This is a genomic window from Mesorhizobium sp. M0028 (genome assembly GCF_040323855.1).
In the GTDB taxonomy this organism is placed as follows: domain Bacteria; phylum Pseudomonadota; class Alphaproteobacteria; order Rhizobiales; family Rhizobiaceae; genus Mesorhizobium.
In genome coordinates, this window is the sequence record NZ_JAMYVG010000023.1 from 23,327 (window position 1) to 48,938 (window position 25,612).

The 25,612-nt window shown below is 62.1% G+C and carries 27 protein-coding genes and 1 pseudogene; 14 read left to right on the forward strand and 14 right to left on the reverse strand.

Going from position 1 to position 25,612, the window contains the following annotated elements; all coding sequences use genetic code 11:
- The first annotated feature begins 95 nt into the window (after window positions 1–95).
- Window positions 96–749 carry a dihydrofolate reductase family protein gene (locus NKJ93_RS28225; protein ID WP_352592401.1) on the forward strand — a complete coding sequence of 218 codons (654 nt, stop codon included), beginning with the start codon at window positions 96–98 and terminating at the stop codon, window positions 747–749.
- A gap of 55 nt (window positions 750–804) precedes the next feature.
- Here NKJ93_RS28225 and NKJ93_RS28230 read toward each other — a convergent pair whose 3' ends face one another.
- Complete coding sequence (locus tag NKJ93_RS28230; RefSeq protein ID WP_352592404.1) at window positions 805–1,674, reverse strand: LysR family transcriptional regulator; 870 nt, start codon at window positions 1,672–1,674, stop codon at window positions 805–807.
- 92 nt (window positions 1,675–1,766) lie between these two features.
- On the opposite strand from NKJ93_RS28230, the gene NKJ93_RS28235 reads away from it, so the two are divergent.
- Complete coding sequence (locus NKJ93_RS28235) at window positions 1,767–2,366, forward strand: LysE family translocator (protein ID WP_352494934.1); 600 nt, start codon at window positions 1,767–1,769, stop codon at window positions 2,364–2,366.
- A gap of 11 nt (window positions 2,367–2,377) precedes the next feature.
- Here NKJ93_RS28235 and NKJ93_RS28240 read toward each other — a convergent pair whose 3' ends face one another.
- Window positions 2,378–3,169, reverse strand: a complete 792-nt coding sequence (locus NKJ93_RS28240) for an SDR family NAD(P)-dependent oxidoreductase (protein ID WP_352494933.1) — start codon at window positions 3,167–3,169, stop codon at window positions 2,378–2,380.
- A 196-nt stretch (window positions 3,170–3,365) separates the two neighbouring features.
- On the opposite strand from NKJ93_RS28240, the gene NKJ93_RS28245 reads away from it, so the two are divergent.
- Window positions 3,366–3,824, forward strand: coding sequence for a MarR family winged helix-turn-helix transcriptional regulator (locus NKJ93_RS28245; RefSeq protein WP_352592407.1), 459 nt, complete (start codon window positions 3,366–3,368; stop codon window positions 3,822–3,824).
- Between the two features lie 38 nt (window positions 3,825–3,862).
- On the opposite strand, the gene NKJ93_RS28250 is transcribed toward NKJ93_RS28245, so the two are convergent.
- Window positions 3,863–5,041, reverse strand: a complete 1,179-nt coding sequence (locus tag NKJ93_RS28250) for an MFS transporter (RefSeq protein WP_023719359.1) — start codon at window positions 5,039–5,041, stop codon at window positions 3,863–3,865.
- 182 nt (window positions 5,042–5,223) lie between these two features.
- On the opposite strand from NKJ93_RS28250, the gene NKJ93_RS28255 reads away from it, so the two are divergent.
- Both NKJ93_RS28255 and NKJ93_RS28260 read left to right on the forward strand, forming a co-directional pair.
- On the forward strand, window positions 5,224–5,580 hold the full coding sequence (locus tag NKJ93_RS28255) for an ArsR/SmtB family transcription factor (protein WP_023719360.1): 357 nt from the start codon (window positions 5,224–5,226) through the stop codon (window positions 5,578–5,580).
- Between the two features lie 90 nt (window positions 5,581–5,670).
- Window positions 5,671–6,417: a metallophosphoesterase family protein gene (locus tag NKJ93_RS28260; RefSeq protein ID WP_352592410.1), complete on the forward strand. Its 747-nt coding sequence runs from the start codon at window positions 5,671–5,673 to the stop codon at window positions 6,415–6,417.
- Between the two features lie 116 nt (window positions 6,418–6,533).
- Here the strand turns inward: NKJ93_RS28260 and NKJ93_RS28265 are convergent, their stop codons facing one another.
- The gene (locus NKJ93_RS28265) at window positions 6,534–8,927 is read right to left on the reverse strand and encodes a DNA/RNA non-specific endonuclease (protein ID WP_352592413.1); all 2,394 of its coding nucleotides are present in this window, start codon (window positions 8,925–8,927) and stop codon (window positions 6,534–6,536) included.
- Between the two features lie 47 nt (window positions 8,928–8,974).
- Between NKJ93_RS28265 and NKJ93_RS28270 the strand changes: the two genes are divergently transcribed.
- The 4 genes from NKJ93_RS28270 to NKJ93_RS28285 all read left to right on the forward strand — a co-directional run bounded on the left by NKJ93_RS28270 (window position 8,975) and on the right by NKJ93_RS28285 (window position 15,915).
- Window positions 8,975–10,078: an SH3 domain-containing protein gene (locus NKJ93_RS28270; protein ID WP_352494929.1), complete on the forward strand. Its 1,104-nt coding sequence runs from the start codon at window positions 8,975–8,977 to the stop codon at window positions 10,076–10,078.
- A 272-nt stretch (window positions 10,079–10,350) separates the two neighbouring features.
- Window positions 10,351–13,854 (forward strand): carbamoyl-phosphate synthase large subunit, encoded by a 3,504-nt coding sequence (gene carB / locus NKJ93_RS28275; RefSeq protein WP_352592416.1) that lies wholly within the window; start codon window positions 10,351–10,353, stop codon window positions 13,852–13,854.
- Between the two features lie 202 nt (window positions 13,855–14,056).
- Window positions 14,057–15,409, forward strand: a complete 1,353-nt coding sequence (locus tag NKJ93_RS28280; protein WP_352592419.1) for an AAA family ATPase — start codon at window positions 14,057–14,059, stop codon at window positions 15,407–15,409.
- A 2-nt stretch (window positions 15,410–15,411) separates the two neighbouring features.
- Window positions 15,412–15,915, forward strand: a complete 504-nt coding sequence (locus tag NKJ93_RS28285) for a hypothetical protein (protein ID WP_352592421.1) — start codon at window positions 15,412–15,414, stop codon at window positions 15,913–15,915.
- Window positions 15,916–15,977: 62 nt separating this feature from the next.
- Here the strand turns inward: NKJ93_RS28285 and NKJ93_RS28290 are convergent.
- The 5 genes and pseudogenes from NKJ93_RS28290 to NKJ93_RS28310 form a co-directional block, all read right to left on the reverse strand.
- A pseudogene (locus tag NKJ93_RS28290) lies at window positions 15,978–16,138 on the reverse strand (RidA family protein); the annotation flags it as partial.
- 32 nt (window positions 16,139–16,170) lie between these two features.
- On the reverse strand, window positions 16,171–16,641 hold the full coding sequence (locus NKJ93_RS28295; RefSeq protein ID WP_352592424.1) for a hypothetical protein: 471 nt from the start codon (window positions 16,639–16,641) through the stop codon (window positions 16,171–16,173).
- Window positions 16,642–17,025 (reverse strand): DUF6152 family protein, encoded by a 384-nt coding sequence (locus tag NKJ93_RS28300; protein ID WP_352592426.1) that lies wholly within the window; start codon window positions 17,023–17,025, stop codon window positions 16,642–16,644.
- Between the two features lie 352 nt (window positions 17,026–17,377).
- Window positions 17,378–17,866: a GNAT family N-acetyltransferase gene (locus NKJ93_RS28305; protein WP_352592429.1), complete on the reverse strand. Its 489-nt coding sequence runs from the start codon at window positions 17,864–17,866 to the stop codon at window positions 17,378–17,380.
- Window positions 17,859–18,680, reverse strand: coding sequence for a transglycosylase SLT domain-containing protein (locus NKJ93_RS28310; RefSeq protein ID WP_352592432.1), 822 nt, complete (start codon window positions 18,678–18,680; stop codon window positions 17,859–17,861). The genes NKJ93_RS28305 and NKJ93_RS28310 overlap by 8 nt, the downstream gene beginning before the upstream one ends.
- 162 nt (window positions 18,681–18,842) lie before the next feature.
- On the opposite strand from NKJ93_RS28310, the gene NKJ93_RS28315 reads away from it, so the two are divergent.
- Window positions 18,843–19,412: a methylated-DNA--[protein]-cysteine S-methyltransferase gene (locus NKJ93_RS28315; RefSeq protein ID WP_352592434.1), complete on the forward strand. Its 570-nt coding sequence runs from the start codon at window positions 18,843–18,845 to the stop codon at window positions 19,410–19,412.
- Window positions 19,413–19,465: 53 nt separating this feature from the next.
- Here the strand turns inward: NKJ93_RS28315 and NKJ93_RS28320 are convergent, their stop codons facing one another.
- Window positions 19,466–19,792, reverse strand: a complete 327-nt coding sequence (locus NKJ93_RS28320) for a hypothetical protein (protein ID WP_023678330.1) — start codon at window positions 19,790–19,792, stop codon at window positions 19,466–19,468.
- Between the two features lie 299 nt (window positions 19,793–20,091).
- Between NKJ93_RS28320 and NKJ93_RS28325 the strand changes: the two genes are divergently transcribed.
- The 3 genes from NKJ93_RS28325 to NKJ93_RS28335 all read left to right on the forward strand — a co-directional run bounded on the left by NKJ93_RS28325 (window position 20,092) and on the right by NKJ93_RS28335 (window position 21,033).
- Window positions 20,092–20,304: a cold-shock protein gene (locus tag NKJ93_RS28325; protein WP_023678332.1), complete on the forward strand. Its 213-nt coding sequence runs from the start codon at window positions 20,092–20,094 to the stop codon at window positions 20,302–20,304.
- 277 nt (window positions 20,305–20,581) lie between these two features.
- On the forward strand, window positions 20,582–20,782 hold the full coding sequence (locus NKJ93_RS28330) for a hypothetical protein (RefSeq protein WP_352495012.1): 201 nt from the start codon (window positions 20,582–20,584) through the stop codon (window positions 20,780–20,782).
- Window positions 20,779–21,033 (forward strand): ParE family toxin-like protein, encoded by a 255-nt coding sequence (locus tag NKJ93_RS28335; protein WP_352592436.1) that lies wholly within the window; start codon window positions 20,779–20,781, stop codon window positions 21,031–21,033. Before NKJ93_RS28330 ends, NKJ93_RS28335 begins: the two co-directional genes overlap by 4 nt.
- An 87-nt stretch (window positions 21,034–21,120) precedes the next feature.
- On the opposite strand, the gene NKJ93_RS28340 is transcribed toward NKJ93_RS28335, so the two are convergent.
- The 3 genes from NKJ93_RS28340 to NKJ93_RS28350 all read right to left on the reverse strand — a co-directional run bounded on the left by NKJ93_RS28340 (window position 21,121) and on the right by NKJ93_RS28350 (window position 23,762).
- Window positions 21,121–21,729: a glutathione S-transferase family protein gene (locus tag NKJ93_RS28340; protein ID WP_352592439.1), complete on the reverse strand. Its 609-nt coding sequence runs from the start codon at window positions 21,727–21,729 to the stop codon at window positions 21,121–21,123.
- Between the two features lie 288 nt (window positions 21,730–22,017).
- The gene (locus tag NKJ93_RS28345; RefSeq protein ID WP_023719374.1) at window positions 22,018–22,872 is read right to left on the reverse strand and encodes an EAL domain-containing protein; all 855 of its coding nucleotides are present in this window, start codon (window positions 22,870–22,872) and stop codon (window positions 22,018–22,020) included.
- Window positions 22,869–23,762, reverse strand: a complete 894-nt coding sequence (locus NKJ93_RS28350) for an EAL domain-containing protein (RefSeq protein WP_023719375.1) — start codon at window positions 23,760–23,762, stop codon at window positions 22,869–22,871. The genes NKJ93_RS28345 and NKJ93_RS28350 overlap by 4 nt, the downstream gene beginning before the upstream one ends.
- 215 nt (window positions 23,763–23,977) lie before the next feature.
- On the opposite strand from NKJ93_RS28350, the gene NKJ93_RS28355 reads away from it, so the two are divergent.
- Window positions 23,978–25,180, forward strand: coding sequence for a pyridoxal phosphate-dependent aminotransferase (locus NKJ93_RS28355; RefSeq protein WP_023719377.1), 1,203 nt, complete (start codon window positions 23,978–23,980; stop codon window positions 25,178–25,180).
- A gap of 6 nt (window positions 25,181–25,186) precedes the next feature.
- On the opposite strand, the gene NKJ93_RS28360 is transcribed toward NKJ93_RS28355, so the two are convergent.
- Window positions 25,187–25,582, reverse strand: coding sequence for a (R)-mandelonitrile lyase (locus NKJ93_RS28360; RefSeq protein WP_023719378.1), 396 nt, complete (start codon window positions 25,580–25,582; stop codon window positions 25,187–25,189).
- Between the last annotated feature and the right edge of the window lie 30 nt (window positions 25,583–25,612).

The following is a 25,612-nucleotide window of genomic DNA, read 5'->3' on the forward strand; positions in this document are numbered from 1 at the left end:
GGAAATTTGCCGGCCGCTGTCGGACAAATGTCCGTTCGCCCGTCCTTGGCTCGAAGTCCGGCCATGACGGCACGGATCAGGGAAAGGGAGCTCCAATGAGGAAGATCATCGCCGCAACATTCGTCAGCCTCGACGGCGTCATGCAAGCGCCCGGCGGCCCGCACGAGGACCCGGTCGGCGGCTTCAAGTTCGGCGGCTGGACGTTCCACTACTGGGACGATGTGATGGGCGCCGCCATGGGCGAGACGTTTTCAAAACCGTTCGCGCTGCTTCTCGGCCGCAAAACCTACGACATCTTCGCCGCCCACTGGCCTTATCAGAAGAATGACCCGATCGCCGACAGCTTCAACGCCGTCACCAAATATGTGGCGACGCACAGGCCAGATACGCTGTCCTGGCAAAACAGCCAGCCGCTCGGCAGCGACGTCGTGGCGACATTGCGCCGGATGAAGCAGGAGGACGGCCCGGACCTGCTCATTCAGGGATCGAGCGAGCTGATCCAGACCTTGCTCGCCAATGACCTGATCGACGAGATCAGCCTGCTGATTTTCCCGCTGGTGCTGGGCAAGGGCAAAAAACTGTTCGGCAGCGGCACAATACCTGCCGCCTTCAAGCTGACCCGCTCGCAGGCATCGACCACCGGTGTCATCATCGCGAGCTATGAACGCTCCGGCGAGATCAAGACCGGGTCCTTTGCCACGGAGCAGCCGTCCGAAGCCGAGATCGAGCGGCGCAAGAACTGGAAATAGAGGCTGCCGAGGCGATCAAGGACGGCTGAACACTGGCCGTCCTTTTTGCTGTTTTCTAAGCCGCCTCCCGTCGCCGTGCCAACCCATCGCGGAGGTGGCCCGCGAACGCCAGTGCAGCCGGCGCAAGGCCGTGCTTCGGCAAATGCAGATTGATCGAAAAATTCGGCAGCGACGGCAGTTCCGGATCGTTGGCCAAAATATCGAGGTCGGCAGGCACGGTCGACGCCAACCAGGTGGTGACGGCCAAGTCCGAACGCACCGTCGCCGTCGTCGCGTCGATGCTGCCGTTTTCGAATACGGTGCGCCATTCCAGGCCGTGCTCGTTAAGCGCCTCCAGCACCACCGGGCGGAACGCGCAGGTCTCGGCCACCATCGAAACCGGCAGGGGGCGCTTGCTGCGAGCCCCGCCGCCTTTGGCGCCGACCCAAACTAGCCGGTCGACAACAAGGCATTCGCCGGCCGACCGACCGATCGGCTCCTCGATCACCGCGAGCTCTATCGTGCCGGCCGCCAAGGCCGCAGCCAACTCCGGCGACGAAGCACAGATCAGCGAAATCTCGACCTGCGGATACGCCTCGGCATAGGCCTTGAGCACCGGCGCAAGCAAGGTGCCGACAAGGTCATACGGCACGCCAAGCCGCACCTGACCGGCAACCGCATCGCCCGCCATCTCCGCCAGGATCTCGTCATTGAGGGAAAGCAGGCGCTTGCCCTTGCCGAGCAATCGCTCGCCGGAGCGGGTCAACCGCAATGCACGCCGGTCGCGCTCGAACAGGCTGCAGCCAAGAACCTCTTCCAAGCGCTTGATATGTTGGCTGACGGCGCCTTGGGTCAAATGCAGCGCGTTGGCCGCTGCCGTCATGCTTGCCTTATCCGCAACGGTGACGAAGGTTCGGATCAAGGCGGTATCGAGATTGCGAGCCATCTGACTATTATGCTTCTTAATAGCAACCATTGCAAACATTGCATTTACTGATGAGCCAAAAGACCTACCGTGCAGGCTTCAAAGGAAGCAGCATGCTTGAAACCGTCCTTCCCCTCGTCCTGTTCGCGCTGGTCTCAACCTCAACGCCCGGCATGGCCACGACCTTGTCGACGGCGTCCGGCGCGCAGTTCGGCTTTCGCCGCTCTATCCCGCTGATGGCCGGAAGTGCGGCCGGCCTGGCCACGGTGGCTGCGGCAGGTGCTGCCGGGCTCGCCGGTCTGCTGGCCGCCGCCCCTTCTTTGCAACTGGCAATGAAAATAGCCGGCACCCTCTATCTGGTATGGCTTGCCCTCAAGATCGGCCGCAGCGGCCCGCCCAATCTGAACGTGACCATGGCAAAGCCGAACAGCTTTTTGGGCGGCGCCGGCCTGCAATGGATGAACCCAAAGGGCTGGGCCATGGGGCTGGGAGCGGCGGCATCTTTTGCCGCGCTCGCCAGCGGGCCACTGCAGCTCGCCTTGCTGCTCGGCACGGTCTTCGGCCTTGCCGCGGCGCTATCGCTGGCGGCGTGGTGCGTGGCGGGCACGCTGCTCGCCCGGTTGCTGCGAACCGAGCGGCAGTGGCGCATCCTCAACGCCGTGCTTGGCTTGCTGCTGGCCGCCTCGATCATTCCGATGTGGCGGACAGCGTAAGACCAGTTATTTCAGGCAGCGTAGCGTGCCGCCGGCTTGCCGGCCAGCAGGCTACCGAAGAAGCCTTGTCGGACGCCAAGAAAGGCATCCACCCCGGCAACGTCGGCAAGACCCGGTGCCGTGAACGCTTCACCCTTGGCCAGGCCGGCAAGCGCGGCATCGACCAGATCGTCCGCAGTCATGACAATCTCTTGGGGCACATTGGCAATATCGCTTCCGGCGACTTCCCAGAACTCGGTCCGCGTGGCCCCCGGCAGCACGACCTGTACGGCTACACTGCTGTCGGCGACTTCCCGCTGCAGGGCCTCGGTGAAGTTGACGACATAGGCCTTGGTGCCGCTATAGATGCCGCCGAACGAGGTGTCGAAGGCCAGCACCGAGGCGATGTTGACGATGGCGCCGCGGTTGCGCGCCAATAGTCCCTGCAGCACCGCGCGCGTCAGCCGGGTCAGCGCCACCACATTGACCTTGATCATGCGCTCGGCGACATCGGCGTCGGCCGTTGCCACCACCTGCGCGCCGCCAAGGCCGGCATTGTTGACCAGCAGCGTCACGCTGTCGTCGGTTGATATCGCCTGTTCGACCCGTCGCAGATCGGCGTCGTCGGCCAGGTCGGCGCTGATGACGCTGACCTTGATGCCATACGCGTAGCGGAGCCTCTCCGCCAATTCCTCCAGCCGGTCGGCGCGCCGCGCCACCAGCACCAGATCATACCCTTGGCCGGCGAGCCGGTCGGCATAGACCGCCCCGATGCCGGAAGAGGCGCCGGTGACGACCGCCGTGCCTTTGTCCTGATTGCTCATTGTCTTGTTCCTTCTGGTTCGATCCCAAATGCCGGTGCCGCAGCGCAACACCCTTGCTTCGACTGGCAGATCGATTAATGGCATATGCCACTATCGATACGTAGGCATATGCCACCATCTTGTCAATCCGCGGAGCAAGGACTATTTCTGGTTTGCATCGAGGGTCCCTTCCGGTCCCCTCATCGGAAATCCGCCAATGTCCCAAACCACCCTGCCCGGCCTGGTGTTTTGCAACAACGCCATGCTGCGCCGCGCAACGCGGAAACTCGGCCAGTTCTATGACGATGTGCTCGCGCCCTCCGGCATTAAGGCCACGCAGCAGGGCCTGCTCTATCAAATCCACGTCGGCAATGAACCGACCATGGGTGCCATTGCCGCAGCCCTCGTCATGGACCTGTCGGCCCTCGGTCATACGCTGAAGCCGCTGATCCGGGACGGTTATGTCGAGGCCTTCGCCGACCCTGCCGACCGCCGCATCAGGCGCGTCAGGCTGACACCGCAGGGCTGGACCAAGCTCGAAGAAGCTCTGAAGCTGTGGCAAGTCGCCCAGCAGCGCTTCGAGGAGATGTTTGGAAAAGAGCAGGCGGCAAGCCTGCGAGCGGCGCTGGACGAAATCGCCGCGTTGGATTTTGACGCAGGGCCGGCCGCGAGTTGAATTATCGGCGGCCGGCAGCCAAGCTTTGCTAACAAGCCTTATTCGGCCGGCATCGCCACCGGACGTGCGGCCAGGTGTCCCGCCAGCATCACGCCCAAACCAATGATCGGGAATGCCGCCGCGACCACGCCGAGGTCGGCCGGTGCGCCATAGCGCAGCACCGCGGCGCCAACCACGGCACCCAGTGCGACGCCGAGATAGAGTGCCGAAGCGTTCAGCGACAGCACGATGGGCGCGGCATCGGGCGCCAGCTTGATGATGCGGCTGGCTTGCGCCGGCGGGAATGCCCAGCCGACGATGCCCCACGGCACCATCATGGCCATCAGTGCCGGCCCGGCGATCTCGCGCGGCAGGAATGTCGGGATCAGCGAAAACGTGACCAGCATGGCGGCACTCAGCGCCAGTGACCAGCAGACGGTGCGCGTCGCGCCGAAACGGTCGGCGGCCTGCCCACCGCCGATATTGCCGATGACCGCGCCAACGCCGAAGGCGAGCAGCATTCCGGGTAGCGCGATCGGGCTCAGGCCGCCGCCTTCGATGGCGAGCGGCGCGACAAAGGCAAAGACAGTGAAGGCGCCGATCAGTGCCAGGATCGTCGTCACCAGGATGGGCATGACGCCGGGGCGGAGTGCCGCTGCCAGCCGCATCCGGAGCGGTAGCCTGGTGCCGACGATGCCGCGCGGCAGCCGGTACCACAGGATCGCGCCGGCGAGCGCGCCAAGGCCGGCAATGGCAAAGAATGTGCCGCGCCAGCCGGCGACCGTCGCAACAAGCGCGCCAAGCGGCGCGCCGACCGCGACCGCAACCGTGGTGCCGCCGACGACCACCGCAATGGCGCGGGCGCGATGATGGTCGTCGACAAGCGCAACGGCCGTTCCCTGCGCGGTCGCCGCGAACAGGCCTGACGACAGCGCCATGACGATGCGCGCGATCAACAGCAATTCGAAGGAGGAACTCAGCGCCGCGGCGACGTTGCCCAACACGAAGAACACCAGCGTCCACAGGATGACGCGGCGCCGGTCCCATTCGCCAGTCAGCGTTGCCAGGATCGGCGTGCCGATCGCATAGGCGAGCGCAAACGCCGTGATCAGCGTGCCGGCGAGCGGAACGGAGATGGCGGCATCCTTTGCAATGTCGGGCAAAAGGCTGGAGATGACGAAACCTTCGGTCGAAATCGTGAATGATCCGAGCGCAAGCCAGATGAGGCGCTTATCCATGGCAATTTCCTTAGTTCAAAGGTTATTGAACAATTGGACATAACAGGGCATGATGTCAATGAGCTTGTGCAGACTAATCGAACCCTACTGACAGCCCTGTGTCAGGACAGGCCCGAATACCACCAGAACCGCGAAGGATCAGATGCGTTGAAATCGGCCCCGAATGTGCTTAATTCCTGGTCATGACCTTGCCCCATCCCACCGCCGACCAGATCAGCCTGCCGAACGTGCTTGCCGTGCTCGGCGACCCGACGCGACTGGCCATCGTGCGCTATCTCGCGAGCAAGGAGGGCGTGCCGCTGAATTGCAGCCGGTTCCTCGACCTCTGCTCGAAGACCAATCTGAGCTACCATTTGGCCAAGCTGCGTGAGGCCGGCGTTACCCGCACCGAGGCGGTTGGCACCAGCCGGCTGATCACGCTGCGCCGTGACGATCTCGACCGCCGCTTCCCGGGCCTGCTCGACAGCGTGATTGCCGCGGCCGGCGACGATGCATCGTTGCCGGCGGTCGGCGGCCATGAGATCGAAGTCCGCGCCTAGAGCGACCCCGAAGCTGCATTCCGCTCTCGCCCGCTTCGCGAGGTGAGGAAGATAATTGTCCTCCAGCCATTCCAACAAACGGAGCCTGCCATGCGCATTGCCGTCCTCGCCGACATCCACGGCAATGTCCTGGCGCTCGACGCCGTGCTCGATGATCTGCGGCGACGCGGCGGCGCCGACCTCATCGTCAATCTCGGCGATTGCGTTTCCGGCCCTCTCTGGCCGCGCGAGACTATGGAGCGGCTCGAAGCGCTCGAGCTGCCGACGGTGCGCGGCAACCACGACCGCCGCGTTGCCTACGACACCGCCGACGAGACCATGTGGCCTTCCGACCGCTACGCGCATGAACGGCTGGCGGCAGCCCAGCGCGAGGCGCTGTTCGCGCTGCCCGTCACGCTGGAGGTGGCGCCTGGCGTGCTCGCCTTCCATGCCCGGCCCGACCACGATGAAAAATACCTGGCTGACGCGATAGTCGACGGCCGGCTGGTGCGCGCCCCACTGGCCGCCATCGAACGGCGACTCGGCGCGATCGATCCCGCCTGCCGCATCATGCTTTGCGGTCACAGCCACCGCAGCGAGCTGGTCCGCATTCCCGGCGGTCCGGTGATTTTCAATCCAGGCAGCATCGGCTGCCCGGCCTATCACGACGACACGCCGCCGGCGCATGTCTCCCAACAAGGCTCGCCGCACGCCCGCTATGGCATCGTCGACCTGCATCCCGATCGCTTCGAGGCCATCGCCGTCGATTACGACCATGAGGCGGCAGCGCGTCAGGCCGATCAGGCGGGACGGCCCGAATGGGCTCACGCGCTGCGCACCGGCTTCATGCCGGGTTGACCGCGTTCATACCGGGCCGAACGAGGAACAGGCTGAGCTTGCCCATGCCAGGCTGAACGGATGACCGCCTTCGAGCGGCAGGCAAGCAGCCTCAATGGCCGCGACCGGTCCAATCTTCACTTGTCGGACGCGGATCGCTTCGATCGCCTGGCAGGACGTCGGGTGCTGGCCGCCGAAGTCTTGGGCGATGAAGCCTTTGGCCGTGACGTACTGGGCGTTAGATGCCTTGGGTTGAAAGTCTGTGCGGGAGCCGATTCGGATCCGGCCCGAATGTCGGCGTCGCGCACCTGCTGGCCAAAGTTCAGGCCAGTCAGTTCTTCAATCTCGGCCACCGTCGAAAGGAACTCCGATACCCTGGCAATTTCAAGCGGGTCATCGAACGCCTCGGCACGCTCGCCGAACGCTTCGGGCATCACTTTCAAAACCGGCTTCTGGTCGGCCAGCAGCGCGATGGCGCGCAGGCCAGTTTGATCGGACCACAGCGCGATCTTCCAGAACTTGAGCGGAATATGGCTGTCGAAGCGGTAAGGAGGATCGTCCTCGCGGAACACTGGGCCTGCAAACACCGTGACACGGCCTCGCGTCGTATAGGCGTTGCGCAGCACATAGGTTTCCACCGCGCGCCATCTCAGTTTCCCCTTGGAGCCGGGATGGTCAAGCGAGCTTCCCTGATTGAAAAAGCCGACTTGCGGCGCAGCATTGGGATAGAAGAACGTGTCCCGTTCTGCCGCGACCGCCTCCTGATCCACTCCCCATGCAGGGTCGCCGCGAAGCGTAATATGGCCCTTCTGGAACATTCGAGCTATTCGTTCCTTGGATTTTAGGACGGGAAATCCAGGCACATTCTGGCTCGAATAGAATTCCTGGGTCATCTGCTCGCCAGGGTCGATGCGACGGTCGGGCCGGAAAGCGTCGCTGGCTTCCGCACCGGAAATCGACTCCACTCCCAACTCGACAAGCGACGGGTTGTCGATGACGGTCTTGTCGTCACGATTGACCGCCTTGGTGCGAGATCCATCGATATTGCAGGCGGTGACGAAGGCAAGCCTGCGATCGGCGTTCATCAAGATCGAAAAATGATGATAGCGCAATTCGTGTGGATCCTCGCCCGGTTTGGCAAGAAGGTTCTTGGCCAACCGGTAGGGTGAATTGGCAACCGTCGGCATTGGCAGGACAAAGCCCGGTATGAAGCCGGGTTCATACCCTCCGCGATCGTCGAAACCCTCTGTTTTCCAAGCCGCTGCCTCGGCGATTGCTAACTTTGCGGGTTCGCTTGCCGGGCCTTCGTCGCTTCGTCTCGCATCGCCTCCGTCGCGGTCGATCAAGGGCGCCCGGACATTTATCTCGACGGGAAAAGTCCAGGTGACCGAGCCATCGGCGTTGTGTCTCGTCGCCGGTGGATTGTCATCCGGTTCCGGCCGCTGCACCGGCTTGTCCAGCACATCTTCGCGAATGTCGGCGTTCAGCCGAACTGTCTCGTCCATCATGCGCGGCGTGCCGGCCCAAATCGCCAGAGCTTGCGAAACCGCCGATGCCGAGGAGCCCGGCAGCCTGGACTTTCTAGCGCCCAGATCGTCAACGATGGCGCTGATCCTTATGCCTTCGTTGATCTCGCGCGTCAGCGCATAGCCACCTATGCCCGTCACCTCGTGGAATGGCCCTGCCCAATGGTGCAGGGCAATTGGCTCCCATTCATTGTTGAAAACCGGTGAACCGGACGAACCCTGTTCGGTATCGGCAACATAGTGCAGCACTTGAACCGTTTCGTCGCGGGCCACCAGCCGGTTTTCACGCAGCACCAGTTCCTTGAAGCGGCCATCGGGGTGCTGAACGATGTTGGCGATTTCGCCAAGCATATGCTTGTCGCGCGCGTCCGACAGCGAGATAAAACCGAACTCCCCCAGTTCCTTTGGGCCGGAACGCCGCTCGCCGACCCCGATCAGCGTATAGTCCAGACCCTCTATGCTATCGGTCACGAAACAGGATTCAGGATCGAGCAGGAACGTCGTCGGCGTGCGCACGGCATTCGCACCGTCCTGCTCATAATCGAACTGGACCTGGAAGCGCCGGGAATCTGCCGGCGACGAAATCACATGGTTGTTTGTGAGGAACAGCCTTGGCCCGACCAGGAAACCCGATCCTTGTGGATTGCCGTTGAGAAAGGCAACGCGGCCGACCGCATCGGCCACACGGCGCCCACGCTCCAGAAATGCGACACCGATGAAATCGAGCGTTGGGCCGAGAATTGCCTCCGGTCCTGGCTGTTTGGCGGCGGCCTTTCTCTCCCCGGCAGACCTCATGTCGATTGCTGCCGATATCATCTCCGCTTCGGTGCGGCTGAGCGACGCTTTTACCTGCAACCTGTCGAGTCGCCTGGAGAGGGTCTGTTCGGCGGCCAGCGGATTGCCGTTGGCGATGTGACCAAGTGAAGCCTCAATTTCCGCGCGCGTTTTCTTGATACGCTGGCGAACTATGTTTTCCACTTGCGCGAATATTTCAAGGTCGACCATCTTTCCCTCCCAAACCTTACTTGAGAGAGTGCATATTTACATGAAATGTGCAATATTTTGCCGGCTTTCAGCTCACGGAAGTGGCCTGCTCCGCGATTCAACACGCGGCACCTTACTCATTTTCGGGGCTTACACAGCGCCGCCTCGTCGCCTATAAAAACCGGCTGGCGTGCGATGGCGTTTCCGTGCCTGGCCGCGCCTTCGGCAATGCAACCTACCGCCCATGGCAGATGATTAGGCGCACAGTAACACTCCCGACGACGCTGCTTGCGGTGATTGCCGCTCCGCTGATGCTGGCGGGCCCGCCGGCCAGTGCCCAGGAGCCGGAGCCCATCATCTCGATTGTGACTGGTCTCGCTCCGGGTGATCTCCTGAACGTGCGCGCCACGGCATCGGCGATGGGCAAGATCGAGGCGCGGCTGCCGATTGGTTCGAGCTTGAAAAATCTCGGCTGCGGCGACGTCAGCGGCCATCGGTGGTGCAAGGTTGAAGACATTGACGACCCCAAGCTGAGCGGATGGGCGCCCGCGCGCTACCTCGACCCTATCAATCCCCAGCAAGTGACACCCCAGGCGGCGGCCAATACGGAGAGCCCTGCCTCTCAACCGCTGCCCGATCTGACAACGCGCCTCGGCGCGACCGCTCCCGAAACGGAGCTGAACTCCGCTGACGCAATCGGCAGGGTGGCGATCGAGGATGCTTACCGCCTGGCCCTGGCCGCTGGAAACCCCTCGACCGGACAGGTTGATGGATCGGCGCCCGCGGCAATGGGTCCCGTCCAAAATTTCGGCGCGGCCAACGCGGCGCCTCCGCCCGACGCACAGACCGTTGCGCGGCTTCAGCCGCCGGGGACACCGGTCCCTGGTGCTGGCAACGCCATCCCTTGCGCGCGCTATCTCGGCCAGCCGATGACCAACTGCAAGGCGGCGGTCGTGCGCACCGGCGACAAGACCGACGTGACCGTGACATGGCCCGATGGCGGCACGCGCATCATCAGCTTCAAGGCCGGCAAGCCGGCCGGCTCAAACGGGCCCGGCGAATTCCGCTTCACCCGCGAAGGCAGCCTGAACATGATCCGCATCGGTGCTTCCGAGCGGTTCGAGATCACGGATCAGTTGGCTGGGTTAGGGAATAAGGCAGTAGGGCAGTAGGGCAGTATGTTTAAAAGGGCGCTCGAACCTCTGCCTACTCCCCTACTCCCCTACTCCCCTACTCCCCTACTCCCCTACTGCCCTACTCCCCTACTGCCCTACTGCCCTACTGCCCTACTCCCCTGCTCCCCTACTCGCATTTTAGGGGGTTACATCCGGCAAAACTCTTCCCTATAAGGCCCTCCTAGCCTGATACCAGAATCGCGAGCACAACCGGCCGGGTCATCCCGTCCGGCTTTTTGTGCAAGCCGCCCGCCGAACGGACCCTCGACATGCCAAGACGCACCGACATCAAGTCGATCCTGATCATCGGGGCCGGCCCCATCGTCATCGGCCAGGCCTGCGAGTTCGACTATTCCGGCACCCAGGCCTGCAAGGCGCTGAAGGAAGAGGGCTTTCGCGTCATCCTGGTCAATTCCAACCCGGCCACCATCATGACCGACCCGGAACTGGCCGATGCCACCTATATCGAGCCGATCACGCCCGAAGTGGTGGCCAAGATCATCGCCAAGGAGCGGCCCGACGCGCTGCTGCCGACCATGGGCGGCCAGACCGCGCTCAACACCGCTTTGTCGCTGCGCCGCATGGGCGTGCTCGACCGCTATCAGGTCGAGATGATCGGCGCCGACGCCACGGCCATCGACAAGGCCGAGGACCGCGCTTTGTTTCGCGAGGCGATGAACAAGATCGGCCTGGAAACGCCGAAGTCGATGCTGGCCAACGCCACCGACGTCAAGAACGCCGACCGCAAGACGCACGAGGCCGAGCGCGCCGCGCTGAAGGCGGAAAAGCCCGAAAATCTCGACGCCGCGCTCGACGCGCTGGAGACGCGCTGGAACCTCGGCGAGGGCGACCGCAAGCAGCGCTACATCAGCCACGGCATGGCGATCGCAGCACAAGCGCTCGACCATGTCGGCCTGCCCGCCATCATTCGCCCGTCCTTCACCATGGGCGGCACCGGCGGCGGCATCGCCTACAACCGCGCCGAATTCTTCGAGATCGTCCAGTCCGGCCTCGACGCCTCGCCGACCACCGAAGTGCTGATCGAGGAGAGCGTGCTCGGCTGGAAGGAGTATGAGATGGAGGTTGTCCGCGACAAGGCCGACAACTGCATCATCATCTGCTCGATCGAGAACATCGACCCGATGGGCGTGCATACGGGAGACTCGATCACCGTCGCCCCTGCCCTGACGCTGACCGACAAAGAATACCAGATGATGCGCAACGCCTCGATCGCGGTGCTGCGCGAGATCGGCGTCGAGACCGGCGGCTCCAACGTGCAGTTCGCCGTGAATCCTGCCGATGGCCGCCTGGTGGTGATCGAAATGAACCCGCGCGTCTCGCGCTCCTCGGCGCTCGCCTCCAAGGCGACCGGTTTTCCGATCGCCAAGATCGCCGCCAAGCTCGCCGTCGGCTACACGCTGGACGAGCTGGAGAACGACATCACCGGCGGCGCGACGCCGGCCTCGTTCGAGCCGAGTATCGACTATGTCGTGACCAAGATCCCGCGCTTTGCCTTCGAGAAATTCCCCGGCGCCGAGCCGGTGCTGACCACCTCGATGAAATCGGTCGGCGAGGTCATGGCCATCGGCCGCACCTTCCAGGAATCGCTGCAGAAGGCGCTGCGCGGGCTGGAGACCGGCCTGACCGGCCTCGACGAGATCGAGATCCCCGGCATCGGCCACGGGAACGCGCCCGCCAGCCATGTCGACGACCGCAACGCTATCCGCGCCGCGCTCGGCACGCCGACGCCGGACCGGCTGCGCATGGTGGCGCAGGCGATCCGCATGGGCACCTCGCTGGAAGACGTGCATGCAATGTGCAAGATCGACCCGTGGTTCCTCGAGCAGATCGCCGGCATCCTCGACATGGAAGCCCGCATCCGCGAGCACGGCATTCCCGAGGATGCCACCAATCTGCGCATGCTGAAGGCGATGGGTTTCTCGGACGCCCGCCTCGCGTCGCTGGTCAGGAAAGACGTCGAAGAGATCCAGAAGATACGCGACAAGCTCGACGTTCATCCCGTCTACAAGCGCATCGACACTTGCGCCGCCGAGTTTGCCTCGCCCACCGCCTACATGTACTCGACCTACGAAGTGCCCTTTGCCGGCGCGCTCGCCAACGAGGCGCAGGTCTCGTCGCGCAAAAAGGTCGTCATTCTCGGCGGCGGCCCCAACCGCATCGGCCAGGGCATCGAGTTCGACTATTGCTGCTGCCATGCCGCCTTTGCGCTGCGCGACGCCGGCTTCGAGGCGATCATGGTCAACTGCAATCCCGAGACCGTGTCGACCGACTACGACACTTCCGACCGGCTCTATTTCGAGCCGCTGACGCCGGAGGACGTCTTGGAGATCCTGCGCGCCGAACAGGCCTCGGGCGAACTCGTCGGCGTCATCGTCCAGTTCGGCGGCCAGACGCCGCTCAAGCTCGCCGATGCGCTGGAGAAGGCTGGCATCCCGATCCTCGGCACCTCGCCCGACATGATCGATCTGGCCGAGGACCGCGACCGCTTCCAGAAGCTCTTGCACAAGCTCGGCCTCAGCCAGCCGAAGAATGGCATCGCCTATTCGGTCGAGCAGGCCCGCCTCGTCGCTGGCGAGCTTGGCTTCCCGCTGGTGGTGCGCCCGTCCTATGTGCTCGGCGGCCGCGCCATGCAGATCATCCACGACGAGAGCATGCTGCAATCCTATCTGCTCGACACCGTGCCCGGCCTGGTTCCGGAGGACATCAAGCAGAAATACCCCAACGACAAGACCGGCCAGATCAACACGCTGCTCGGCAAGAACCCGCTGCTGTTCGACACCTATCTGTCGGGCGCCATCGAGGTCGATGTCGATTGCCTCTGCGACGGCAGGTCGACCTACGTCTCCGGCATATTGGAGCACATCGAGGAGGCCGGCATCCATTCGGGCGACTCGGCCTGCTCGCTGCCGGTGCACTCGCTGCCTTCGGAGCTCGTCGACGAACTCGAGCGCCAGACGGCAGCCCTTGCCCGCGCGCTCAATGTCGGCGGCCTGATGAACGTGCAATATGCGATCAAGGACGGCACCGTCTATGTGCTGGAGGTCAACCCGCGGGCGTCGCGCACCGTGCCGTTCGTCGCCAAGACCATCGGGCGGCCGATCGCCAAAATTGCCGCCCGCATCATGGCCGGCGAAAGCCTGGAAGACGCCTTCGCCCATTACGGCGCCATGCCCGACCCGCGCAACCCCGGCCACATCGCGGTCAAGGAAGCGGTATTCCCGTTCGCCCGCTTCCCCGGCGTCGACATATTGCTCGGCCCGGAAATGCGCTCGACCGGCGAGGTCATGGGCCTCGACCGCGACTTCGCGCTGGCCTTCGCCAAGAGCCAGCTCGGGGCGGGTGTTGATCTCCCCCGCGCGGGCACGCTGTTCGTCTCGGTGCGCGATGAGGACAAGAAAGGCATATTGCCGGCGGTCAAGCGCCTCGCCGGCCAGGGCTTTAAAGTGCTGGCCACCTCGGGCACCGCCCGCTTCCTCGCCGAGAACGGCGTCGTCGCCGAGAAAATAAACAAGGTGCTGGAAGGCCGCCCCCACATCGAGGACGCCATCCGCAACCGCCAGGTGCAGATCGTCTTCAACACCACTGATGGCCAGAAGGCGGTGTCGGACTCAAAATCGCTACGCCGGGCGACGCTGATGCAGAAAGTGCCGTATTACACAACGCTGTCGGGCGCGGCTGCGGTGGCCGAGGCTATTGCGGCGCTGAAGGCGGGGAGTTTGGAAGTCAGGCCGCTGCAGGAGTATTTTGCCTGAGGCGATAGCCAAACCGCAGAAAACAGCGTCCTCCTTCGCCTGAGCACCAGACGGAAAGAAGATGCTGGAAGGTGCCTAAAGCACATTATGGCAACATGCCGTATTTCCTATTGCGATCCTGTCCAGTCTAGCAGAAACTAAAATTACATCAGTTTGGGAGCAATGCCATGGCAGACGCGACACTCGTGGACCCAGCAATCCGATGATTAAATACCTCAGGCTGCGCAACTTCCGGGCATACCGCGATCAAAGCTTCAACTTCAGTCGACTGAATATATTTATCGGCGCAAATAACAGTGGGAAATCGTCGATAATAAGTGCGATAAATCTATTAGCTCAGACACACGCAGAAAGCCGAGGAAGCACGAGTCCGCTGATATTGAATGGCCCCTACGAAGAACTCGGTACGTTTCAAGATATTGTCCATGGCAACAATGTCAGAACCCCCATTGGATTTGACTTCGGAATTGGGGATTTTCATGTATCTTTTGATGTAAAGTATAGACTTCAAAGAAGAGAATTAGAGATTGCCAAATTTACACTCCTGGAAGGCGACAATGAAATTGTTTCATATCAGACAAAAAAAGACAAGGTTGACGTAAAAATAAAAAGAAAGAGCATCGAAAGCGTGATGGGGAATAAGAATGTAAGAAGGCCGCGATTTACAGGGTTCTGGCCATTCATACCGGAAGTATCGTTTCTAGCTATACGCAACAGCGATCTCCCGAAAAGCTCTCAAAAAATTATTGAGCAAGCCTCTCGCAGCTTGCGAATGGCCGAAATGCGAATCCGTGATAGCTTTAGATTTTTTGACACACTCAGCCCATTTCGCGCTCAACCGCAAAGAACGTATGTTTACAGTGGGGAAACGCCGAATGAAATCGGTAGGACTGGCGCTAACGGAGTAAGTTTACTTGTCAACGACACCTCAAAAAGGGGAGCAATAAAAATTGGGCTGGAGGAAGAAATATCCGAGTGGCTGAAAGCCAACAAGATCGCATCCGCCATAAAAGTCAAAAATCTTACCAGCCGGCATTTCGAAATATGCCTAGTTGATTTCAAGGGAAAAGAGCATAATATTTGTGATGTCGGATTTGGATGCAGTCAAGTTCTACCCGTACTTGTTGGAGGCCTAAACCTATTTCATAAAAATCGAGCTGCGCGATCATCGCCGACTTTTGTAGTTCAAGAACCCGAGATACATCTCCATCCCAATGCTCAGGCCTCTCTGGGTTCTTTTTTTGTTGGGTTGGCCCGCTATGGCGGGCAGCAGTTTATTGAAACCCATAGCGACAACCTAGTTCTAAGGGTTGCTAGACATGTAGCCTTAGGAGATATTGACTCCAAGGACATAAAGCTTTTCTTTGTGGAGGATTCGAGCGGCGAGAAGATAGTTACTGAATTAGCAATTAATCCAGATGGAGTCTTTGATCCAAATTGGCCAGGTGGATTTTTTCCTCAACGTCAGTTTGAATCGCTGCAACTCGCTAAGGCTCGAACACACACCGCCAGATCTCGTTCGGACCACCAACTGAGATTCACTTACCCGGAATAGTCATGCCAGTTTTCGTAGATGCCAATTGTTTCAAAGGATATATTGATGGCGTCATTTCGGCGGCAGCTAACAATTGTCGCACTGCCGTAGAAACGATATTAAGTAAAACAGAAATTGCTCTCGATGATAAAAAACTTTTTGAGCAGGAATGGCGTGATTGCACAGGAGGGCATGGCAATATATTTGTTGGAGATCACATTGCCGATCTTATGGAGCAGGGGAAGATTGTTATTTATGAATTCTCTAGGGATCACCAGTTGCGTAAGAAATTATCTCAGATGGGCGTTCCAGGGAAGGATGTAAGAATAGTTGAATTTTGCGCTGGCGCAAAAGTAGATATAATAACCAGCAATGATATAGATCTCTATGAGCCGTCGCAGAAAGGCTGCAAATCAAATTTGCACTTGAAGTTTGTACACCAGAGACGCGGGTCCATTTGTAGATATGTAGAGAAGAACCTAAAGATAGTCATTTGCTGTTGCTGTCTAGTGCCTCAGTTTGTTTGAATGTCTGAATATCTTTTCAAATAAGATCATGCCAACCTACAATACCTGTTGTCGTAAAGCTCTCACGCCACGGCGACACATTCTATCTCGATATCGAACTCCATCGGCCAGGAGGCCACCGGCACGAGGTCGCGCCTGGCGGGTTAACCGCAAAGTATCTGGCATAGACGCGGCTGATGGCGTTGTGGAAACCGGAATTGACGCTGTAGATGCGCACCATCTCGCGCTTCGGGAAGGCCAGCCCCGGCGCCCTCCTCAGTTGAGAAACCCAATAGACCGTCCGGCGAACAGCACGGATGTCCATAGCACCAGCGAAAGCCCCGCCAGGATAATAGCGCCCCCACCAACCGACTCGTCACCACCCTTTGCGCGCCAGACGCGCATGAAGACAAGGAAGTTGGCGCCCGCGAGCAGGATGAGCGTCATCTTGGCGAGGAAGATGGGCATCGCCGCATACGCGCTCGCCCTGACTGAAAACAGCAGCGACCCCGTGACAAGTGCTCCGCCGAATGCGCCCAATGCGGTGCGGCGCAGCAGCGCGACGAACGGTGCCTGCGGCAGCGAGCGGAAGGCGCCGAGGATCCTGAGGTCCATGAGCCAGACGCTGGTCAGCAGCGCGCCGATCGACATGATGTGGAGCGCATTGATTACGGGATAGGCGACGAACGAGGCCTTCAGTCCCCGCGCGAAGGCGAGTTGCTCGATGCCGGCGAAAAACCCGTCCATTCAGGCCGGCGGCACGCGGTCAGGATAGACATCATAGGTCTTGCCGCCGACGATGACGCGGACTGCCTTCATGCGCTTTTCGCTCTCGTCGCGCGAGCGGTTGCCGATCGCGGTCACCTCGTCGCCGATCTTGGCGACCTCCTCGGTGAAGCCGGCGGCGATCGTGCGGGACGGCGGCGCCATCTCCACCCGCCAGACCTCGCCCTCAGCATCGACGTCCAGCGTGGCGTGCGGGTTGCCGATATAGATGGCCGTGATCTTGCCCCGGAGTTCGAAAAACCCGTCCTGCGTCCACGACCAGCCGTGATGGGCATAGGCCGCGGTGACGGCGGCAAGGATCACCGCCGCTGCCAGCGTGATGCTCCGGTTGAAAGGTGACCGCATCGCTCGTCTCCCCGGTTCCGGCATTAGAGGGTAGGTCAGCGCGCTGCAGCGTCAAATCACATGAGGTCCCTTGGGTCGCTGCGCTCTACAGCCATGCTCACGGCATGGATCCTAGGGTCTGCGCTCCCGCTTCGCGTTCGCTCCGCCCTAGGATGACGAAGCGCGGGTAGGCTTCCAGCCAGTCTCCAACGCCCGCGATTGGCCTTTATGCCACTGTGCCCTTCGTCATCCTAGGGCGGAGCAGGAGCGAAGCGACGTCGCGGAGACCCTAGGATCCATGCCGTTACCTTCGAGCGTCGCAGCCTGCTCGAATATCAACGCACTTACCCGAAGCCGCTCAGCCCCCGACCTCTCACCCCGCCCAATCCACCTCGACCATCCCCAGCCGCTGATAGAGCCTGACGGCGGCGGCGTTCTCCACTGTATTGGTCTTGAGATCGACATGCGCAGCGCCCCTTGCCTGAAACACCGCAAACGCGTGCCGCATCAGTGCCTCGGCAATGCCGTTGCCGCGCGCCTCGGGATGGACGGCAAGATCCTTGACGAAAGCCCGCGTCCAGCAGAGCGCCGCGCCCGCCAGCCGGCCCTTGCCGTCGATGACCAGGAAACACAAAGCTGGGTCGAATTCCGCGTCAGCCGAAATGCGCGGCCACCATTCGTCGAACGGCCCGTCTGCGCCGTCGTCGAACACCGCGGTCAACAGCGTATGCAAAGCGAGTGCATCGGCGGCTTCGAAGGCGCGCATGAAAAAACCTTCCGGCCAGCGCGCAGCGAGAAGCGTGTCGTCCAAAATCTTGCGCAGGCGGATGTCGTTTGGCGCCGGCGGGCGCGGCTCAGGCATCGGGCTGCATGCGGCGGCGCAGGCTATCGCTGCCGAGGCCGGTTTCGCCCAGCATCCCCTTGCGCTTGGCGTCGTAATAATAGCCGCTCTGGTAGAGCCGGTCGGCGCGCTTGAGGTTGCCGCCGGAGACCAGCCAGGCGCCGCGCAGATATTTCACCGCATATTTCAAATTGGTCTCGGCGTCGAACAGGCCGCTCGCCGGCCCGTCATAGCCCATGCCGCGCGCCGTCGCGTGCTTGATCTGCATCAGCCCCCAATGGCCGTGATTGTAGGCTTTCGGGTTGAAGGTGCTCTCGCGGTTGACGACGCTGCGCACCAGATCGACCGGCACCTGGTAAAGCGCGGAATATTTCTCGATCAGCCGCTCGATCTCGCTGCGGCCGCCGGCGTTCGACTGGCCTTCAGTGGGGTCGGTCGCGGCCAGAGCGGCCGGGTTCTGCGGCACCGTGTAGGAAACCGGCTGAACGCCGGGCATGGCCGCGGTCTGTTCGGTGACCGGCATGGCGACAGCGGCCGTCACGGCGGCTGGCTGGGCATTGGCGGTCATGACGGCGGGGGCAGTTGCCGCCAGCGGCGTCGGCCCGGCAAAGGCGGCGGCCGGCTCGATCGGCAGCGCCGCTGTCTGGGCGACGCCGGACGGCTCCGGCAGCACCGAAACCGTGTCGGGCAGCGCCAACGTAAAGCCGGCATCGGTATTGGCCGTATTTTCGGTGAAGGCCGGCGTCGGGGTCACCTGCGAAGTAGAGGTGCAACCGCTGAGAGCGGCCACGGCCAACACCGCCGCAAGGACGGGAAAGAGGAATTTTGCTGGCAAGCGGCGCTCGGGTCCGGTTCGTCGGGTATTAAGAAGTCCTTACACCAGCATCTTTCCCCGGGCAATCCGCGGTACCCGGCGGTTTTCGGGTGGCGAGCCGGGCCGCGAAATGCGATATTGTTCTGGATTTGTACTTCGAAGGATTCCGGAAAGGAGCACGCCATGGACGCCTCTCATGCCACCGCCGGCCACGCGGTCTTCGAAACCGTGCTCGGCTTCATGGGCATCGCCTGGAGCGATGCCGGACTGACCCGGCTCTGCCTGCCGCAGCGCAATCGCGACGCAGTCGAACGTCGGCTGCTGCGCCATACCGCCGCCGAGCAGCCTGCGAAGCCCGAGCCGCAATGGGTTGCCGAGCTGATCGCGTCGATCAAGGCCTATGCCGCCGGCGAGGATATCGATTTCTCCAACGTGCCGGTCGATCTCAGCGGCGTCGACGAGTTCCGCCTGGCGATCTATGACGCGGCGCGAAAGCTCGCCTTTGGCGAAACCACCACCTATGGCGAACTGGCCAAGCGCGCCGGCCATGCCGGGCTGGCGCGTGAGACGGGCGCGGCTCTCGGCGCCAACCCGGTGCCGCTGGTCATCCCCTGTCACCGTATCCTTGCCGCCGGCGGCAAGATCGGCGGATTTTCCGCGCCCGGCGGCTCGGCCACCAAGGAAAAGATGCTGGCCATGGAAGGCGTGCGCGTCGGTCCGCCGCCGCCGGCGCAGGTGTCGTTCGGGTTTTAGGTGTGCTGATATTCAGGTGATGCCGGTATCCCGGCGCACCCATCTCGACCAGCCTAGTCCGGAAGCAGGCGCCGGCGGAAGCGCCGATCGAATTCCACCCGCTTGCATTTATAGACGGTGCACGAATTCGTATCGGCACTCGGCACGGAGGCCCGCGCCCTGACCTCGCCGATGTCGCAGAATTGCTGGCTGCGCACGTAGCGGTCGTAGAGCGCCAGCCCCGGCACGCGCGCCGATCTGTAACGCAGGATGACCGCGCCCTCGCGCGCGATCGTCGCCTGCACCTTGCCGCAGCTCATGCGGGTCGGGTCGTAGCGCGAGCCCGCCTGCGCCTCGGCGGCCACCAGCGTCAGGCAAGCGGCAAGCAGAACGATTTTCATGTCCCTCTCCCCAAAACCCGGTCGCGCCCGAAGCCGACGCGATCCTCCCGGGTCAGGCGCGCAGCGACGACGCTCTCACGCGATTGGGGCGGCCGTTGGGCAGCGTTGCCGCGGCGCCATTTTCCGCCCCGTCTTGTTTTTTGCGCGAAAGCATATTATATGCCGTCCATTGATATTTCGGCCGATCGATCCGGGCCTCGCGATATTCGCGTTTGCTGACGTTCTATCTCCAAAATCTCGATACAAACCGGCTGGGTTTCGGTCCAGTCAAACTAAAGCAAACGTAAAGGACTATCGAAATGGCAACAGGTACGGTCAAGTGGTTTAATTCCACCAAGGGTTTCGGCTTCATCCAGCCTGACAGCGGCGGCGCGGACGTTTTCGTTCACATCTCCGCAGTCGAGCGCGCTGGACTGTCGACCCTGGTCGAAGGCCAGAAGATCAACTTCGAGATCGAGCAGGACCGCCGCACTGGCAAGTCGTCCGCTGGATCTCTGAGCAAGGCAGCCTGATTTTGCGAATGGTGCGCGCCGGGCGATAGCCCGGGGCGCGCGGCAAGTCACGGATGTACTGGCGGTCGCGCGAGAAGCGCGCCGGAGCGAAAGACCCCGACAAGTCGAAGCAGCAGATTGCTGCCGGCCCGGCCAAAACGCTCCCGATCAGGCTACCAAGCATGGGAAGGCGGGATTTTGTCCCGCCTTTTTGCTGTCTGGATTCCGATGAACCACCGCCTTGGTCCTATGGGACCACTTTGTGGTGTTTTTACCCCGGTCATGGTACCATCAACCCATGAGCAAGCTTGAACAGATTGAGAAATCCGTCGCCGAACTAAGCCCCGAAGAGCTCAAGGCGTTTGCCGCATGGTTCGAGGCGCTGCAGGCCGACATGTGGGACCAGCAGTTTGAAGGCGATGCCAAGGCCGGCAGGCTGGACAGGCTTGCCGAGCAGGCCTTGGCTGATCATCGGGCCGGCCGGACTCGGCCTCTGTGAAGCATTTTGCCACTCCCTCGTTTTGGGAGGCTTACGCAAAACTGCCCTCGTTGATCAAAGCAAAGGCGAACAGACGTTTCGCCAAACTGAATTCTGAGCCGTTCCACCCGTCGTTGCATTTCAAACAGGTCGGGCGCTGTTGGTCGGCGCGGGTTGATGTCAATTACCGCGCCGTAGCTGTTCGCGACCACGATGACGTGGTCTGGTTCTGGATACGCACCCATTCCGAATATGATCGCCTGCTGAAATAGCCGCGCGTCCATTCACGCCACGGGCCGAAAGCCGCTAGCGCGACGTCCGGAGCGAGCCGCGAAGCGGCGATAAGCGTGAGAACAGAATTAAGGCAGCCACTCCAGCGGCACATGCCCCGGGTCGGCCTCGACCCGTTGCAGCCAGGCAGCGACCGCCGGATAGGCGTCGAGCTGAAAGCCGCCCGTCTCGGCCGTATGCGTATAGGCATAGAGCGCAATGTCGGCGACGCTGAGCGCACTGCCGGCGAAGAAGCTGCTCCCGGCCAGGTGCTTGTCCATGACGCCGAGCGCCTTGTTGCCGCGCTCCAGCGTCAGCGCCAGCCACTCGGGCGTCGCGTCCTTGGCTCTTTCAGGGAAGGTCAGCAGCGCTCTGCGCACGGCGATATAAGGCTCGTGGCTGTATTGCTCGAAGAACAGCCACTGATAGGCCAGCGCGCGTTCGTATCTGTCCGCCGGCAGGAACCGCGTGCCTTCGGCGAGGTAGAGCAGGATGGCATTGGATTCGGCCAGCCGGCGGCCGTCGTCGAGTTCGAGCAGCGGCACCATGGCGTTCGGGTTTTTCGCGACATAGTCGGGCTTGCGCGTGTCGCCGGCATGCGAGCTGACCTCGACATTGGTGAAAGCGATGCCGAGCTTGGCCATCAACAGGCGCGGCTTGTAGCAATTGCCGCTGTCGATCATTCCATAGAGTATCATCGGTGCTCCCCCTTGCTCGCAACCACCCGTCTCCGGGCTTGATCCAGCCTCTATCGCGGCAGCGGCGGCTTCATCCAGTGATTTGTTTTGGCGTAACCATCAGCGCCGCTGATGCATTTCAGGATATATCGAGATTCAAGTCAGGCCGAGCCGGAGTCGAAGACGGGCGCGAAGCGACCAGACTGGTGGGTTCCGAGAACCGGAGCGGAGCGGACTTTGGGTACGTGAGCACCGGAAGCGCAGGAAACCGCCGTTCGCAGGCCGGCATCACTTGAATCTCGACATATCCTAGCCGAACAAGGGAATGACGTTGCTATCCCTGCCAAGCAGCCCGTCGATCGACAGCGGCTCCTCGTCGAACAGCGTGCCGGCCAGCGCCGGTCGGGCGAGGTAAAAACCCTGCAGCAGGTCGACGCCGCCATCCAGCGCGACGCGCAGATGCGTGGCGTTCTCGATGCCTTCGACCAGCACCTTGGCGCCACGGTCGTGCAGCGTCGAAACCAACGGCCGGAAAAACCGCTCGGCGGCGGCATGGCGGCAGAATTCGGCGAACCAGGTGCCGTCGATCTTGACGATGTCGGGCTGCACCAGCGCGACCCTTTCTTCCGTCGAATGCCCGGTGCCGAAATCGTCGATGGCGATACGGACGCCGTCGCGCCGCATCTCGCGCGCCAGGCTGACAAGCACCTTGTCGCCGGCAGCCTGCTCGGTGATCTCGCAGACCAGCATGCCGGGATGCAGGCCGAAATCCGCCAGATGCCTGGTCATCAGCCTGATTTCGGCCAGCGCCCGTGCGGGGTCATCGTTGATCAGCGGATTGTAGTTGAAGAACAGGTCGAGCCCGTCGACGCCGATGTTGCGGAAGTTGCGCAAATGCAGCACCCGACATATGGTTTCGACAAATAGCCGATCCGCTGCCGGCACGCCTTCGAAGAACATTTGCGGCGCCACCGGCCTGCCGGCACGATGCGGCTCGATCAGTCCCTCGACCGCGACGGCGGCGAGAAATCTGCCGCGCGACGCGAAGACCGGCTGGTAGGCGCTCCTCAGCCGGAATGCGCCGTAGACGCCATATTCGATGCCGACCTCGTCGGCAAAGATCGCCTCTCCGACCTTGCGCCGCATGTCGGCTTGCCCGGTCACGATGCCACCCTGCGGCCAAAGGGCCGCATCGGCCGTCGCGATGGCGGAACCGCCGCAGGCACCTTCTCCGCATCGGCCGACACCGCGGCCGCCTGCCCGCTCGTGTCGAAGACGCGGAAGCTGGTCGGCGCGAGCTCAGGGCGCGCCAGCACGTAGCCCTGCACCATCGAGGCGCCCGACTTTTCGGCAAGCTCGAGCTGCCAGCCCGTCTCGATGCCCTCGAATACCGTACGGATGCCTTGCTCTTCGAAGCTGGTCACCATGGCGGTCAGCAAGGCGAAGCCGGCACCGGATTCCATCAGCGTCATGATCCAGTCGGCATCGAACTTGACGATGTCGGGTCTGAGTTCCTTGATACGATTGATGTCGGATTCGTCGGCGCCGTAATCGTCGACTGCAATGCGCAAACCGTTGCCCCTGAGCGCCTCGACGAAATTGTAGAGCGTTTCCTGCGACGCCGATTTCTGCTCGGTGACCTCGCAGACGACGCGGCGCGGATCGATGTCGGCCTCGTGCAGCACCAGCCGCATGTCGCGCAGCGCCTTGTCGGCGATGCCGCGGTCGGTGAACACCGACGGATCGAAATTGATGAAGATCGAGGCGTCTCGCGGCAGGCAGGCGCCGGCGTTCAGAAGGTGCAGCGTCCGTGTCAGCGCCTCGATATGCAGGCGGTCGACCGCCGGACAGCTGTTGAAGAAACTCATCGGCTGCTGCGGCTCGCCGTCGCGGAACGGCCGGATCAGCCCTTCGAAGGCGACGACGGAAAGCTTGCCCTTGTTGAAGGCGAAGATCGGCTGGAAAGCGCTTTGCAGCGTATAGAGCCCCCAGACACCGCTGGCGGTGCCGTCATCATGGCGGATGATATGGGCAAGCTCGATGCTGCGCGTCACGGTTCCTCGCTGTACGAGACTGGCAGACCGGCCACGGTCCTGCCGTTCAAGCTTTTACCGATCGTTGATGAATTTATTGTTGCCAGCATTGCGCGTTGGCTCATTCGACAATGCCTGCGCTGGGCTTGCGCCGGGGCTTGCGCTTGACCAGATGATGCGACATGAGAGGCGCCGCGGCGCCTTCGCCGCGCCGGTGCTTTCTGGAGATATCTCTCATGGCCTTTCTTGCCGACGCCCTTTCCCGCGTAAAGCCTTCCGCGACCATCGCGGTGACGCAGAAAGCGCGCGAGCTGAAAAACGCCGGCCGGGACGTGATCGGGCTGGGCGCCGGCGAACCGGACTTCGACACCCCCGACAACATCAAGAACGCCGCAATCGAGGCGATCCGCCGCGGCGAGACGAAGTACCCGCCGGTCTCCGGCATCGTGCCGCTGCGCGAAGCAATCGCGAAAAAGTTCAAGCGTGAGAACAATCTCGACTACCGGACGGAGCAGACCATCGTCGGCACCGGCGGCAAGCAGATCCTGTTCAACGCCTTCATGGCGACACTGAACCCCGGCGACGAGGTGATCATCCCGCGGCCCTATTGGGTGAGCTATCCCGAAATGGTAGCGATCTGCGGCGGCACCTCGGCCTTTGTCGAGACCTCGATCGACAACGGCTTCAAGCTGACGGCGGCCGTGCTGGAGAAGGCGATCACGCCGCGCACCAAATGGCTGTTGATGAACTCGCCGTCCAACCCCTCGGGCGCCGCCTATACCGAAGCGGAGCTCAAGAGCCTGGCCGACGTGCTGTTGAAGCACCCGCATGTCTGGGTGCTGACCGACGACATGTACGAGCATCTGACCTATGGCGACTTCGTCTTCAAGACGATCGCCGAGGTCGAGCCTAAGCTTTATGAGCGCACGCTGACCATGAACGGCGTGTCGAAGGCCTATGCCATGACCGGCTGGCGCATCGGCTATGCGGCAGGCCCGGTGCCGCTGATCAAGGCGATGGACATGATCCAGGGCCAGCAGACCTCCGGCGCCTGCACCATCGCCCAATGGGCGGCGGTCGAAGCGCTGAACGGCCCGCAGGATTTCATCCCGAAGAACAAGGCGATCTTCCAGGGCCGGCGCGATCTCGTCGTCTCGATGCTCAACCAGGCGCGCGGCATCACCTGCCCGTCGCCGGAGGGTGCTTTCTACGTCTATCCCTCCTGTGCCCAGCTGATCGGCAAGAAGACCAAGAGCGGCAAGGTGATCGACAGCGACGAAACCTTCTGCTCGGAACTGCTCGAGGCCGAGGGCGTGGCGGTTGTTTTCGGCTCGGCCTTTGGCCTCGGCCCGAACTTCCGCATCTCCTACGCCACATCGGAGACACTGCTCGAAGAGGCCTGCACGCGCATCCAGCGCTTTACTGCCTCGCTGGCCTGAGACGTTTCAGCCGCCATACTGCTCGTCGCTGACCTTCTCCAGCCAGTCGACATGCAAGCCGTCGAGCGCCTCCTGCATGGCGATGTGGGTCATCGCCGATTTGGCCGCGGCGCCGTGCCAGTGCTTTTCGCCGGCCGCAAAGGAGACGACGTCGCCGGCCCTGATCTCCTGGATCGGCCCGCCCCAGCTTTGCGCGAGGCCGGCACCGGACGTGACATAGAGCGTCTGGCCGAGCGGATGCGTGTGCCAGTGGGTGCGGGCGCCGGGCTCGAAGCTGACCAGCGTGGCCCTGAGCCGCGCCGGCGCCTCTTTCTCGATGATCGGCGTCTGCAAAACCCGGCCGGTGAAATATGTCTCCGGCGCAACGATCGTCGGCACGCTGCCGCAGGCAATGATCTTCATCGTCGCAATCCTCGATTTGATTCCTCGGTG